This is a genomic window from Clostridium sp., assembly GCF_047718555.1.
In the GTDB taxonomy this organism is placed as follows: Bacteria; Bacillota; Clostridia; order Clostridiales; family Clostridiaceae; genus Clostridium_I.
On record NZ_JBDNRK010000012.1, the window covers coordinates 53,348 to 68,786 of the forward strand.

A 15,439-nucleotide genomic window follows, 5' to 3' on the forward strand; every position below is an offset into this window, starting at 1 on the left:
AATCGAGGCTTTTTTATTTCAAGTTATATTTATATACAACTAATTGTTTTTACTATTCTCATTTAAAAATCCTGGCCCATATTTAGCAGCTAATATAATGGCTTCTATCATGCTTACCTCACTTACTTTTCCAGTGCCGGCTATATCAAAGGCTGTGCCGTGGTCTACAGAAGTTCGTAAAAATGGCATATTATTAGTTAAGGAAATTGTTCTTTCAAAGTCCACCATCTTTGTTGCAATATGCCCCTGGTCATGATAGAGGGAGAGAACTGCATCATATCTTCCAAGTAAAGCCTGATAAAATACTGAGTCAGCACCAATTGGACCACTTATATCCACTCCCTTTTCACGTAAACTTTCAACTGCTGGAGATATATATTTAACTTCTTCATCTCCAAAAAGTCCATGTTCTCCAGAATGAGGATTGAGTCCTGCAATAGCTATATGCGGTTTTTCAATTCCAAGAACCTTAAGTGCCTTTTCACAGCGAATTACGAATTCTTCAATACCTTCCTTTGTAATTAAATCACAGGCATTTCTTAAAGACACATGTCTGCTGAAGAAAAACACTTTCAATCCTTTTACTTCAAACATGGTTAAAGGGTTTCTAGTATTAGTAAGGCTCTCCAGCACTTCTGTATGACCTATATAGGGTACCCCTGCACTTTTAAAGGATTCTTTATTTAAAGGAGTAGTTGCGATAGCTGTCACTTTTTTATCCATGGCTAATTTAATAGCATAGGAAAGATAATCAAAGGCTGCCTGACCACATTGTGCCTGAACTTTTCCAAACTCTAAAGTTGAAATGTCAATATTATTAAGATCAATAAAATCTATAGTTCCTAGGGTATATTTACCTTCATCTGGGCTTGAGACAGCATTTAATTTCAGTGAAATATTTGTTATATCTAGAGCTTTTTTTAAAACCTTCTTATCTCCTATTACAATGGGATTACATACATAATAAACACTGGTATTTTTAAGGGCTTTAACTACAATTTCAGGTCCTACTCCTGCTGGGTCTCCTAAGGTAATTGCAATAATTGGTCTGCTCATTCTCAATCTCTTCCTTTCAATTTATATATTTATAATTAATGTATTAGAACTAAACAAATACACAGTTATCAATGTTAAATTTATTGAAATCTTCTATTAATTTTGTGGATTGTTTGTCAACAATAATTCCAGTTAACTTACTAAAATCCTGTACTTTCACCATACTTTTCTTTTCGTATTTATCACTGCTGGCTAATAAAAAGGCTTTTTCACTTATCTTGATAAAACTGCGTTTTAAATACATTTTTTCAATACTAGTTGTCATAAAACCATTGGTTATATCAAAAGCATCACAGCCTAAAAAAGAAGCATCCACATTGTATTTTTCAACTATTTTACAGGTTTCAACTCCTGTACATTGTTTTGATTTCATGGAAACTTTTCCACCAAGGAGTGTAACTTCTATATTGGTAAAATCACTTAAAAAAACACCTATTTTTAAATCATTGGTAATAACCCTTAATTTTTCAATGTGTCTTATGCACTTTGCCATTTCCATTATGGTTGTTCCAGCATCCAAAATAATTGTGGAATTTGGTTTTACAAATTCACTGGCTTTTTTTCCTATTAAGTATTTTTCATTAATCATGGATTTTTCTTTTTCCAGATAGCTTTTTTCTTTAATTATTTTACTTTTGATTATTGCTCCACCAAAAGTCCTATCTATAAGCTGCTGACTTTCTAAAAAGGCTAGATCCTTTCTTATGGTTACTTCAGAGACATCTAACTTTTTTGATAGTTCTAAAACGGTTACATTTTTATTCTGCAGAATATAGTCATATATTTGTTCTCTTCTTTCTAAAGTAAACATAATTTTATCCCTCCATAACAATAGTTTCATTAACTTACGTGAACCTGTAAACATATAATCTTGAAAGTAATTTGATAATTAAACAGTTTATTAAATACTTTCAATGTGTTTCATTTTGTTTCTTTACTAGATAATATGAAAGCATTTTGAAAGTTATGCTAAAAATTACCTGATGTGTGAAGATATATTATCGATTGTTATAAAACTGTAAAAAATAAGTCTATACTGATTACATATTTTTGATATATGTTATAATTAAATTAAATTTTACATTAAAACTCAAAGAATTTGGGATTATTAGCCTATATTTCATATTGAGATGAAAGGGGTAATGTATTGAAGAAATTCATAATATTCTCGGGTATTATTGTTTTATCATTTTTTTTAGCTTTTAAATATATGTTTCTAATCCACAATATAACTTCTGTATATAAAAGCAGCGGAATATCATATATCTCAAAGGTAGATAGCAAGTCTTTTTATATATACAGCTATGGAAGATGGCAAAAATCCTTTGTTAAAGGAGTAAATATAGGTGCTTCAAAGCCAGGTACTTTTCCTGGAGATCTGGGCATAACTAAGGAGGAGTACCTAAGATGGTTTAAGGAAATAGCGGCTATGAATGCCAACGTTATAAGAATTTATACAATACCTAAACCTGAATTTTATGATGCTTTATATGAATATAATAAAAATGCATTTAAGCCATTGTATATTTTTCAGGGTGTGTGGGTTAATGAAGATGATATGTCAAAATACGAAAATGCACAAAACAATGTAATTAAAAGTGGTTTTAAAACGGATATTAAAGACGTAATCGATGTAATACATGGTAATGCTGAGCTGCCTGTGAAAAAGGGTTATGCCAGTGGAACCTATACAAAAGATGTATCCCCCTATGTAATGGGATGGATTTTGGGTATTGAATGGGATCCCCATTTTGTACAAAATACAAACAAAATGAATGAAAGTATTAATAGCTTTAATGGAAATTATTTGTATACAGAAAAGGCCTCACCTTTTGAAACCTTTTTAGGTGAAATGGGTGATTATGCTATTAGCTATGAAACTAATAAATATGGAATGCAGAGACCTTTAAGTTTTACAAATTGGGTAACTACAGATCCATTAAAACACCCTAATGAGCCTTTAGAAAAAGAAGACATGGTTGAGGTAAATACAGAACACATAAAGAAAAAAAATTCCTTTAAACCTGGACTCTTTGCATCTTATCACATATATCCGTATTACCCCGATTCTATGAACTACCAGCATGACTATGTGAGTTACAGGGATAAAGATGGAAAAATAAATACATATGAGGCCTATTTAAAGGATTTAATAAAGGAACATACAATGCCGGTTTTGGTAGCAGAATTTGGTGTGCCTGCATCAAGAGGAATGGGGCATAAGAGTTCTATGGGATTCAATCAGGGAGGTATAGATGAAAAACAGCAGGGTGAAATGGATGCATCAATGCTGAAAAATATTTATGATCAGGGCTATGCAGGTGGATTAGTCTTCACATGGCAGGATGAGTGGTTCAAAAGAACATGGAATACTATGGATTTGGATATGCCGGATAGAAGACCATATTGGTCTAATCCACAGACAAATGAGCAGGAGTTTGGAGTTTTGGCCTTTGATCCCGGAGCAGGTAAAAGTATATGTTATGTGGACGGGGATACATCAGATTGGAAAGATGACAAGCCTTTAGTAGATAATGACAACATGAAGCTCTATGCTAAAAGTGATGAAAAATATCTATATATTATGGGAGATATAAAGGGATTTGATTTTGAAAAGGATAAATTATTTCTGCCCATTGATATAACTCCAAACTCTGGAAATGATAAATATGATTATTACAATCTGCAATTTAAAAGACCAACAGATATGGTGGTGGTATTGGATAAAAAAGGTGGATCAAGAATAGTTACAGATTCCTATTATGATACTTTTTATTATACTTATGCTACCCAATTAAATATGATGGATAGGAATGCAGCTTATGAGAAAAAGAACAGCGGTATATTTAATCCCATATATTTATGTCTTAACAGACAATTGTATTTACCAGAGGATAAAAAATCCCTGCCACTGCAAAAATATGAAACAGGCAAATTGCGCCTTGGGGATGCTAACCTGGAGCACAGTGATTACAATTCACTGACGGACTACTCTGTAAATAAAAATACAGTAGAAATTAGAATACCCTGGCAGCTTTTAAATGTTATGGACCCTTCCAGTAAGATGATTATGGATGATTTTTATGCTAAGGGAAAAATAACTCCTACAAAAGTACCAGGACTCTATATAGGAGGTGTTTTAATTGAAAATAATAATATCATTGAAAATAGTAATATGGAATTTTACAATTGGGAAGAATGGGAGGAGCCCACTTATCATGAGAGATTAAAACCATCTTATGATATTCTTAAAAAAGCTTTCAAATCAATTGGAAACAAGTAAGGCATGTGAAATATTTGAATATGCCTAAATGGGGGATGGATATGGAACAATATGTATATTTCTCAATAATATTCTTTTTCTTAATAATATTCTTTCTATACATTTATATAATATACGAAAAAGCTGCAAGATTTTATAATCGTAAAAAAATGAAAAAATACGATAGTGAAACAGTATTTTTTATTAAATCTGCTGTTAATAAGATAGTAAGTGGACAAGATATAGATTGTGATATGCTGGAAAATATTAAGAAGCAGTGTAAAAATAAATACAAAAGAGAAATAATTAAAAAAAGGTTACTATATTATATTAAAAATTTTAAGGGGGATTTTTCTCAAAGTATCACAAAATTATCTGAGTATATTGGAATTATTCAGTATGATATAAACAGTCTTAGGACCAGAAATTATCACGAGAAAGCATTGGCAGCCAAGAGATTGGGTGAATTTAGAAGCAATAGTGCAATTGAAGCATTGCTAAGAGAAATTGATACTAAGGATAATGATGTTAAATACAATATTTTACTGGCTCTTGCCAAGATAGGGGAAGAAGAATCTTTTATTAAAGTCTTTGAAAATATTGATTCATCCATAGATTTAAGCGAAATAAGCTTAATAGAGATAGTTGATAGTTTTGAAGGAGATAAAAATAACATTTATAAATGTATGATAAATTCAGATAATAATTTCACCGCCTGTGTGTTTATTAAATTAGCAGGAAATTATAAAAACATATCTTTAAGCAAGAATATATCAAAATATTTATTTAGCAAAGATAAGGAAAGAAAAATTGCAGCTGTAGAAGCTATTGGCAATATGGGTGATGTAAGATATTTGGATTACATTATAAAGCTTTTAGAAGATAGTGAATGGGAAGTGAGATCAGCAGCTGCAAAGGCATTAAATAATTTTACAGATAGTAAAGTGTTAATTCCTCTAGCAAAATCACTTTCTGACTCACAATGGAATGTAAGGTATAATGCAGCCCTGTCATTATCAGCCAATCAGGAGGGAATGAATATAATTTCTCACATCTTTAAAGGGGAAGATAAATTTGCTAAGGATATAATCCTATCAACTATGGAAAGCTTATCTGGTAATGAATTATATTTATATGAAAATCCAGAAGAACACAATAAGAGGTCATTAGTTACTGAAATAAAAAAATATATGGTAATGAAAAAAGAGGAAGAAGTATATGAATACAGGATTAGTTAGACAAATAATTATGGATATTAATTATATAATACTCTATTACGTATTATGCATTAACACCATATATTTTTTACAATTGATATTATCTGCCTTTGGTTTGTATGATTATATAAAGAGAATGAATTATTCTGATTATAGTAAATATACTACTTCTAATAATATGATACCAGTTTCTGTACTGGTTCCTGCCTATAATGAGGAGGATACCATATTAGATAATATAAAATCTTTATTAGAGCTGCATTACCCCTTATTTGAAATTATTGTAATTAATGATGGCTCAAAAGATGATACCTTAAAGAAAATAATTGAGGCCTATAATCTGAGCAAAATAGACCAGTCAGTGTGGCATTTAATAAAGACAAATAGAATCAGGGGTATATACAAAAATGCGGATATTCCAGGCTTTACTCTAATTGACAAGGAAAACGGCGGTAAAGCAGATGCTCTTAATGCGGGAATAAATGTGTCAAAATACCCCATATTCACATCTATAGATGCAGATTCAATACTTGAAAGTGATTCTCTGGTGAGAGTAATTATGCCCTTTGTTGAAGACAAGTCAACAGTGGCAGTTGGTGGAATTGTAAGGATTGCCAATGGCAGCAAATTTGAGAATGGAATAATAAAAAATATTGGATTACCGGATAATAAATTGGCCATGTTTCAGGTGGTTGAATACTTAAGAGGATTTCTCAGTGGAAGAATGGGGTGGGATGCCCTAGGATGCCTTTTAATTATTTCAGGAGCATTTGGAGCCTTTAAAAAGGATATTGCTGTAAAAACCGGTGGATACACAAGCAATACTATTGGGGAAGACATGGAATTAGTAGTTAAGATGCATGAATATTTAAGAAAAAATAAATTGAAATACAAAATTAAGTTTACACCTGATCCTATTTGCTGGACACAGGCACCGGAAAAAATAAAAGATTTGAGAGGCCAAAGGCGGCGATGGCAAATTGGGTTAATGGACAGCTTACTTCGCCACAAAAAAATATTATTAAATCCTAAGTATGGTATTATAGGCATATTTGGAGCTCCATATTTTTGGATTTTTGAAATGCTGGGTCCTATAATTGAAATTTTCGGTTATATTTTTATTCCTTTATCCTATATTTTTGGTTTACTTAATGTGAGATATTTTATATTATTTTTAATTGCCTCAATACTTTATGGCATAATACTATCTATAGGTGCAATTTTGCTGGAAGATTACACTTTCAATAAATATAAATCCATTAGACAACTGCTTAAGCTTTCCTGGTATGGAATATTAGAAAACTTTGGGTATAGACAGATGACGGTACTTTTTAGGGTGGAGGCCATTCTAAGATTTAAGAAGTTTAAAAACAGCTGGGGAAAAATAAAAAGGAAAAATTTTAGCGAGTCCGGGCAGTCCTCATGATTAATAAATATTTTATATGATATAATAAAAGTAAGAAAATTATGGCAAGTCCTAATACTTTTCATCAAAGAATTTCACGAAAAATATCATTAAATGAAGAAAATTTCTATGGTGAACCTACTGTATATTATAAGGATGATATAGCTAAATCCAGTATATTTAGCAATCTGAATGTAAGTCTGAAAGAGATATTTAAGAATAGTTAAAAAACTGTCTCACAATGGATAGGTATATTGTGAGACAGCCATTTTTTTTATAAGAAATAGAACATTACTGGAATAGGTAGGATTTATTTGGGTTGTTAACACTTTCTTAATTTAGTTATTGTTTAATAAAAGCAATTTATATTATATAATGAATACTATGCTGTAAGTATTATGAGAAGTGAATATATGTGGTCACAAAGGATTAAAAGGTTAGCAGTTAAAATCAAAACTGCTGAATTCTTGCATAAAAAACATTGCAGCGTTGTAAATAAGCTATAATGAACATAGAGAGGAAGTGAATAAATGCAAGAAGATGAAAATAATATTATTGATAATAAAGCAACCGATAATAATATTCAAAAATATATTTTTAATTTCTATGCTATTTTTATAATGGCATTTATACCACTGTTTATTACCCCCTGGAGAACAGATATTTTTAACGATTACAGGATAATTGCTGTGGTTGTGGTTAGCGCAATAGTATTTATTATTACTTTTTATTACAGAAAACAATATGAAATTAAACTCTTGGACAAGCTGCTATTCATATATGCAGCAATATTGATACTTTCAACTATATTTTCTAAGGAAATGAATTTAAGCTTGTTTGGATTACCTAGATGTAGAGAGGGTATATTTTCTCTTTTGACTTATTTGATAATCTTCACTATATTTTATAAAAACTTTCACTTTTCCAAAAAAAGTCTCAATATAATTTTAATCAGTGCTTCAATAATTGCTATATACGGTATTTTGCAGTATTTTAAGATTAATCCAATACTTAACGTAGCCAATAATGAATTTAGAGGTTCTGTTACATCAACTATAGGTCAGCGAAATTTCGTTGGAACTTATTGTACACTTTTTATTCCCATATTCCTGGGGCTGTTTATACATAATGGTAAGAAGAGATATTTTATTGTAAACATGCTTATGATAGGACTGATGTTTAGTTCTACCACAAGAAGTTCATGGATTGCATTTGTTTTTTATAGTTTAATTTTTATTATCTATTGTCTTATTAATATAAAAAATAATAAGAAGTTTATTGCAAGATTCTCACTATTGTTAATTACACTTGTATTGATTTTCAGTTTTATGAACTTTAAAAATAAAGATATGCTTACCAATAGAGCTAAAACTGTTTATACAGATGCAAGGAACATTGATAACGATGATTCAGGTTCCAGTAGAATATTCATATGGAAAAAGGCCATTCCTTTTTTGTTTAAAAATCCTATATTGGGTTCTGGCCCGGATACATATAACCTGGTGTTAAATGATGCTGAATCCAAAAAAAGAGCTTTATATTTTAAAGCTCATAATGAATATCTTCAAATAGCCATAACCGAAGGCTATCTAGCTTTAGCAGTGTATATTTCTTTTGTATTGGTTATCCTTTTCAGACTTTTTAAAAGCCGCAAGAAGGGAATACACATATGGATTTTATTTGGCTGCATAACAGGTTATTTAATACAGGCATTTTTCAATATAAGCTTTATAGCTACTGCAGTAATATATTGGGCTATACTTGGTATTGCTGCAAATTACAGTGAGGGTAAGGCATGTGAAAATAAATAGTAAGTCAAAGATGCGACGAATATTTTGAATCATACAAGGAAACAGGTTCTGAGGATAGTGGGCTATCTGAGGGTTCTGTTGACGCAGTAGGATTGAAGCAAGTTCTTAATTCAGGTGGGGATTCTTTTACCCCATCTGAATTTTAGAACTGCAAATGCATGGCTTACTTGGCGTTGAACTCCCGCTTTCACAGAGTGCGTGGCAGTTCTTACGCCAAGTTAGTCAGGTGAAAAATAGGCTAGCATACTGACTAGTTATTTATTTGAATATGCCTAAAATTGAGGAATAAGTTTAGCAAATATAACAGAGCAAGTTGCTCTGTTTTTCTTTGCCGAATTTGATTTAAATTAAAAAGCAAAGTGGAATGAAGATAAGACTGTTGAAAAAAAGTTTCTACTTAACATATAGCATGGCTATAGTTTGGGTAGTAACTTTTTGTTTCTAACAAATAATGTATAATCAAAGATATATGGAAAATTTTTAAGTATTAGTGAGAAAAAATCATATAAATACAGAAAAACAATCTCATTAGTATAGGATAATAAATTATATTATATTTTTAAATATTTTAGATTAATTATATAATTAATCTAATTAAAATTCCATTAATGGATTTCTCTGTATAGGTAAATTTTATGTTGATTTTCTCAATGGCTAAATGTATATGGTAAAGTAGAAAATCCATAATTGAATATCCAAAGTGCAGAGGGGGGTAATTAAAATAAAAAATGTTTTGATTGTTGATGATACAAAAGCCAACAGAATTTTTATGGCAAAGTGTCTTGAGTATGAAGGGTATGAGGTTACTGCAGTTAATAGTGGAAAACAGGCCAAGGAATTGTTGGAGAGGGAAAATTATAAATTAATAATTCTAGATGTGAAAATGCCTTCTATGAGTGGAACACAGCTTCTGAAATGGATTAGGAAAAATTACATAAAGACAAAAGTGATTATGGTTACAGCATATGGGACAGTACGAAATGCTATTGAATGCATAAATAATGGTGCTATAGAATATATTCAAAAACCATTTACCATGAATAGATTTAGGAAATGTATATGTGATATAGAAAAAAAGATAGAACATGAATATATTTTTAAGAAAAATATTACAGAGACAATGCTGCATAATACTATGGAAGCCAATTTGGATACTGAATATGCTACTGCTGAAAGAATGTCAGATGATGTTATTTTAAGGCAGGCGGAAGAAATAATTAAACAGAATACAGTTACAGGTCTTTTTGATATGATACCTTACAGTATTCTTATATTAAACAATGAACGTCAGATTATATACTCAAATAATTATTTTTTAAAGCTATTGGGAATAAAACTAGATGAGGAAGTCAATGGTCTGCGTCCTGGCGAAATTCTTAAATGCGTACACTCTAGTGAAAAAAGTAGTGGATGTGGAACCACGGAATACTGTAGTGTTTGCGGAGCTGTTGAGGCAATATTGGAGTCTCAGGAGAAAAAGATATCTGTGAGTAAAGAGTGCTTAATGACGTCAGAGGGAAAAAATAAAATAGTAAGTATAGAGCTTCTAATTTATGCTGCACCAGCAGGAATAATAAATAATGAGTATACAATTTTAGTTATAAAGGATATAAGCCATGAGAAAAGAAGACAAGCTATTGAAAAGACATTTTTTCATGATATATTAAATACTTCAGGGGTAATAAGAGGATTAGTTGATTGTGTGTCAGAATCATTGAAGATAGAAGAATCAAGAGAATTGATTAATTGTGTCAGTGAAACAACAGATATAATGATTGATGAAATAAAGACGCAAATAGATTTAGTCTCAGCTGAAAGTGGAGAGCTTAAATTAAATTTATTAAACTTCTCATTAAAACAACTTATATTAAAGCTTATTAAATATCATGAGAGTATCATTGGTTGTAAAATTAAGTTTGAATGCGAAGATGACTTTGTAATTGAAAGTGATAAAGTACTTATACTGAGAGTGGTAAATAATATGGTTAAAAATGCTTTGGAAGACTCAGAAGATAAATTGATAAATATTGGAATACGAAAGAAAGAAAGGTTTATAGAGATATATGCAGATAATAAAAAATATATGCCAAGAGATATTCAATTACAAATATTTAAACGTTCTTTTTCTACAAAAGGAAAAGGTCGTGGACTAGGGACATACAGTATGAAACTTATAGGAGAAAATTATCTGAAAGGATATGTTAAATTTACATCAGATAAGGAGAATGGAACTAGATTCATGTTTGGATTACCTTATGAAAAATAAGCTTACCAAATTGATAAGGTGGATACGTAATATGTTGGAGCAAAAAGAAAATCATCATAAATCTGTACCGAAAATTTTAGAGAAAATGCATAGTGCAGAGGATATAAATGAATTAATTAAATATAAAAATATACTGGTTTTAACTTTTATATCTTCTATAGGAGAAGTAGCCAGTATAATTAGTTTAATTGTTTTCTATAAAAATAATATTCTAGATATCATATTAATAATTCCAATTTTAACAATTGCTATTAGCATAATATTATATATTATACAGAGAAAGAAATGGAATGAAAAAATTTCAATGTTATATGAAGAATTAATACAACAAAATGAAGAATTAATACAATATAATAAACAAATTGAAAAAGATAGAAAAAATTTAAGATATATGGCAAATTACGATGATTTAACAGGTTTACCCAATAGAAAAATGTTTATGGATAAATTGACGTTAATAAGTAAAGCATATAAGAAAAATAAATCTGAATTTGCTGTGGTGTTTATTGACATAGATAATTTTAAAGAGATTAATGATACAATGGGTCACTATATTGGAGATCTATGCCTTTGTGAAGTTTCCAAAAGGCTTATAAGATTAATTAATAAAAATGATGTTTTGGCAAGACTGGGTGGAGATGAATTTGCATTGATTGTCCATAAATATCAGGATAAAAAAACATTATTTAATTATATTGAGAACCTAAGAAAAAGTTTTGAAAAAAGTTTTCTAATTGAAAAATGTGAATTGAGGTTAAGTGCCAGTTTTGGAATTTCTATATTTCCACAGGATGCAGAAGATGTCATTGAACTTATTAGATTAGCAGACAAGGCTCTATATGTGGTGAAAGAACAGGGTAAAAATGGTATACAATTTTTTTAGTAATGATTAAAAAGGAAGGTAGCTTCAATGCATCAATGGAGAATTAACTAAAAAGAAATATTTATTCAAATTCAATTGAATTTTCTATAAGATTAAAACATAAAACAATAGTAATATTGCGTCTAAGGAGAATACTAGTTTGTAAGTATTCTCTTTTTCGTGAAAAGCTTAGTAGTAGGAATTAAAAAAATAGAAGAGTATTGCTTTATATTAAAAATCCTTTATCTTATGTAACTAAATTTAGTCAATAATATTTTTAATATTTGGTATTAAAGTGCTGTCTAGTAAATATATTATACAAAGATACAAATGTTTATATATTGATTAAAAATAAGGATGGTGTTTTAATGTGAAACGGTCAAAATTAATTAATACTATTACCCTGCTAAGCATATTTATATTTTCTGGAGCAGCAATATACTTCTATTTAAATTATGCCTATATTTTTTTGCACGATGTACAATATTTTCTTGATAATTACGTGGCTTGTATATTTGTAAATCATAAGGTAAGTATATTCTTTCTTGAAATTATATGGTTATTTTTGCTGTATATAATAATAAAGAAATCTACTAAAATAAAGCTTTTATTTGTTATTACTATTATTGCTTTTAATCTAATTTACATGTTTTGGAGGATTAAATATACTATACCTACAAGTAATAAATTGGGTATGATTTTAGGTGTTATGCTTATAATAGCTGAATTAATAGGCTTTTTTCAGTCTGTAATCTACAGTGTACTATTTTATAAGCCTTATAAACTTAAAGAAATGAAGATGAGTGATTTAAACAGACTTCCTACTATAGATGTCTTAATCATGACATATAACGAACCGTCATATATTTTAAGAAAAACTATTGCAGGATGTCTAAACATTGAATATCCATCCAATCTGTTAAATATCTATATATGTGATGATGGACATAGAGATGAGATTAAAAAATTAGCTGAATTCTTCAATATACATTATGTAACCAGAGATAACAATGATTCTGCAAAAGCAGGTAATATTAATAATGCTTTATCAAACTATTGTAAAGGGGAGTTATTTTCTGTATTAGATGCAGATATGATTCCTAAACCTAATTATTTGGAAAAAATGGTGGGATATTTTAAAGATAACAATGTAGGATTTATTCAGTCACCACAAGTTTTTTATAATCCAGATCCTTTTCAATATAATTTGAATTTGGACAATAAGATTCCAAATGAGCAAGACTTTTTCATGAGAGAGGTACAAGCTGGTAGAGCTAGATATAATGCATTATTTCATGTGGGTACAAATGCATTATTTAGTAGACAAGCTATAGATGATATAGGAGGCATACCAACAGGCAGTATTACAGAAGATATGGCAACGGGAATGATACTGCAGGCAAAAGGTTATAAATCAATATTTGTAAATGAGGTATTGGCAATAGGATTATCAGCTGAATATTATAAAGATTTTGCAAAACAAAGGAAAAGATGGTGTAGAGGTAATATTCAAGTGTCAAAAAAATGGAATCCTTTGATTATGAAGGGCTTAACACCTATTCAGAGATTATTATATTTTAGCGGTATTCTATATTGGTATTCAGGTGTATTAAAAATGATTTATATGTTGTGTCCAATCATATATTTGTTAGCTGGTACTTTGATAATAAAAGCTAATACAATGCAATTATTGCAGTTTTTTGTTCCTTCATATATGTCTTATATTTTAATGTTTAAGTCCCATTCATCAAAATATAGATCTTTAATTCTTACCCATATATATGAATCTGCTACAGCACCATTTTTAGCATTAGCTTCTTTATCAGAGCTTATATTTTCTAAAGAACTAAAGTTTAATGTTACTTTGAAGGGTAATATAAAGAAAAATATATTTGTAAGCTGGAATTTATTGCTGCCTCAACTAATATTGTTTATAGCAACTGTTTTTGGATTTGGAATAAGCTTAAATAAATTAATGAATACTAATTCAGTGGCACTTAAAGAGTCATTGATTATAAATATAGCATGGGCTAGTTACAATCTTATTGGTATGATAATGATTATGTTATTATCTTTAGAGAAGCCTAGATACCGAAAATCTGAAAGAAAAATAGTTAACGGTGAAAGTACATTGATATTAGCAAATTCACAAAGCATGAATTGTACTATTAAAAATATAAGTGATTCAGGGATCGGTATTAGTATTAGTAATAATAAAATAGATAATTTAGATATAGGAGATATTATAAAAGTAATGATAGGTAAAAATTATGCTTTTTCTAGAATAATAAGGTGTAATGAAAATAGTTTTGGCTGTAGATTTGTTAATTTATCAGAGAAGCAATATTTGAATATCATTAAATTTATATTTGCAGATGAAAATGGATATTACAATGTAGAAAATAAAAAATTAACTTATAGAAAATTAAATTCTGCTGAAAGCAATAATTTAATTGAACATGAAAGAGATGATGATATATTTGTGAACAATGTAGCTGTAAATGCATTTTCTAACTCAGAGACTAAAATGAATATATCATATTTAACAAATAGTGAAGTGGTAAATGAAAAGAATGTAATAAATAATAAACCAATAGAAGCTGCCAAAGAAGAAATTAGTATCAGCAGTCTTAATAAAACTAATAAGTCTTATGCAGATTTATCAATAGATGAGGTATTAAAGAATATATTAAAATTAAATAATGAAAAAATTGTTATAATAAAAATGTATGAGGAACTTACTGAAATGAAGAAAAAATTAGTGAATAGCCATAACTGAGGGATATCTAGCTTTAGCAGTGTATATTTTTATTGCATTAATTGTCCTTTTTAGACTTTTTAAAAGCCGTAAGAATGGCACATATGGATTTGGAAAATATTGCACCTTTGGGGTGTAATATTTTCCAATTTTTATACTGATAGGGGTAAGTTACCCCGTCACTGGAGTTAATTATTTCCTGCTAGAAGCTGCCTTAGTCTATTAAGTGCTTTTTTCTTTATTTCCACTGCTTTCCTATAGTTAATGTCATAGGTAGCAGCCACTTCTGTAAGAGGTCTACGCTGAATATATACTCCGGAGACTATATTTCTTTCTTGGGTAGGAAGCTTGTCCAAAGCTTCCATAATGCGTTTTGTTTCATCATAGGCAATAACCTCATCTTCCAAAGTAAAATCGTATACCTGTAAGCCTAGAATGGCCTCATTTTGAACTTCTCTAAAGTGTTTTATATGGCCTTTTAAAAGAGCTTTATAATTATTTATAATTGCATTGGTACAATAGGTGGTAAAATTGTTGCTTCCAAGTTTATAAAGATATACAGCTTTTATTATGGATAGAAAACCATGTTGGATAAGGTCATCAAAATCGTGAGAAGGTACTATGTATTTTCCCGCATGTTTTATTATAAAATAGTTGAATTTATTTAGAATTATCTCCATAGATTCATTACTTCCATTTCGGGCACTTTTAACTAGTGTCTCCATATCAGCTTTGGTGAGTTTTGATGTATCTGTATTTTTAATAGATTGTTCCATGATTAACACCCCTTATAATAAATTAT

Annotated in this window: 11 protein-coding genes; 8 read left to right on the forward strand and 3 right to left on the reverse strand. The window is 29.6% G+C overall.

Annotation, left to right across the window (positions count from 1 at the left end; all coding sequences use genetic code 11):
• Nucleotides 1-39: 39 nt before the first annotated feature.
• Together pdxA and ABF633_RS07145 are read right to left on the reverse strand one after the other, a co-directional pair.
• Nucleotides 40-1,056, reverse strand: a complete 1,017-nt coding sequence (pdxA, locus tag ABF633_RS07140; RefSeq protein ID WP_415522965.1) for a 4-hydroxythreonine-4-phosphate dehydrogenase PdxA — start codon at nt 1,054-1,056, stop codon at nt 40-42.
• A 49-nt stretch (nt 1,057-1,105) separates the two neighbouring features.
• Nucleotides 1,106-1,867 carry a DeoR/GlpR family DNA-binding transcription regulator gene (locus ABF633_RS07145; RefSeq protein WP_415522967.1) on the reverse strand — a complete coding sequence of 254 codons (762 nt, stop codon included), beginning with the start codon at nt 1,865-1,867 and terminating at the stop codon, nt 1,106-1,108.
• Nucleotides 1,868-2,203: 336 nt separating this feature from the next.
• On the opposite strand from ABF633_RS07145, the gene ABF633_RS07150 reads away from it, so the two are divergent.
• The 8 genes from ABF633_RS07150 to ABF633_RS07185 all read left to right on the forward strand — a co-directional run bounded on the left by ABF633_RS07150 (nt 2,204) and on the right by ABF633_RS07185 (nt 14,658).
• Nucleotides 2,204-4,339 carry a family 2 glycosyl transferase gene (locus ABF633_RS07150; RefSeq protein WP_415522968.1) on the forward strand — a complete coding sequence of 712 codons (2,136 nt, stop codon included), beginning with the start codon at nt 2,204-2,206 and terminating at the stop codon, nt 4,337-4,339.
• Nucleotides 4,340-4,488: 149 nt separating this feature from the next.
• Nucleotides 4,489-5,556: a HEAT repeat domain-containing protein gene (locus tag ABF633_RS07155; RefSeq protein WP_415522969.1), complete on the forward strand. Its 1,068-nt coding sequence runs from the start codon at nt 4,489-4,491 to the stop codon at nt 5,554-5,556.
• On the forward strand, nt 5,537-6,961 hold the full coding sequence (locus tag ABF633_RS07160) for a glycosyltransferase family 2 protein (RefSeq protein WP_415522970.1): 1,425 nt from the start codon (nt 5,537-5,539) through the stop codon (nt 6,959-6,961). The genes ABF633_RS07155 and ABF633_RS07160 overlap by 20 nt, the downstream gene beginning before the upstream one ends.
• A 41-nt stretch (nt 6,962-7,002) precedes the next feature.
• Nucleotides 7,003-7,167 carry a hypothetical protein gene (locus ABF633_RS07165; RefSeq protein WP_415522971.1) on the forward strand — a complete coding sequence of 55 codons (165 nt, stop codon included), beginning with the start codon at nt 7,003-7,005 and terminating at the stop codon, nt 7,165-7,167.
• A 303-nt stretch (nt 7,168-7,470) separates the two neighbouring features.
• Nucleotides 7,471-8,751, forward strand: coding sequence for an O-antigen ligase family protein (locus tag ABF633_RS07170; protein WP_415522972.1), 1,281 nt, complete (start codon nt 7,471-7,473; stop codon nt 8,749-8,751).
• A 700-nt stretch (nt 8,752-9,451) separates the two neighbouring features.
• Nucleotides 9,452-11,017: a response regulator gene (locus ABF633_RS07175; RefSeq protein WP_415522973.1), complete on the forward strand. Its 1,566-nt coding sequence runs from the start codon at nt 9,452-9,454 to the stop codon at nt 11,015-11,017.
• Nucleotides 11,018-11,048: 31 nt separating this feature from the next.
• Entirely contained in the window at nt 11,049-11,900 is an 852-nt protein-coding gene (locus tag ABF633_RS07180; protein WP_415522974.1) for a diguanylate cyclase domain-containing protein, read from the forward strand.
• A 349-nt stretch (nt 11,901-12,249) separates the two neighbouring features.
• Nucleotides 12,250-14,658 (forward strand): glycosyltransferase, encoded by a 2,409-nt coding sequence (locus ABF633_RS07185; protein ID WP_415522975.1) that lies wholly within the window; start codon nt 12,250-12,252, stop codon nt 14,656-14,658.
• Between the two features lie 167 nt (nt 14,659-14,825).
• Here ABF633_RS07185 and ABF633_RS07190 read toward each other — a convergent pair whose 3' ends face one another.
• A complete protein-coding gene (locus ABF633_RS07190) occupies nt 14,826-15,413 on the reverse strand; it encodes a sigma-70 family RNA polymerase sigma factor (RefSeq protein WP_415522976.1) in 588 nt (195 codons plus the stop codon).
• Nucleotides 15,414-15,439: the final 26 nt, after the last annotated feature.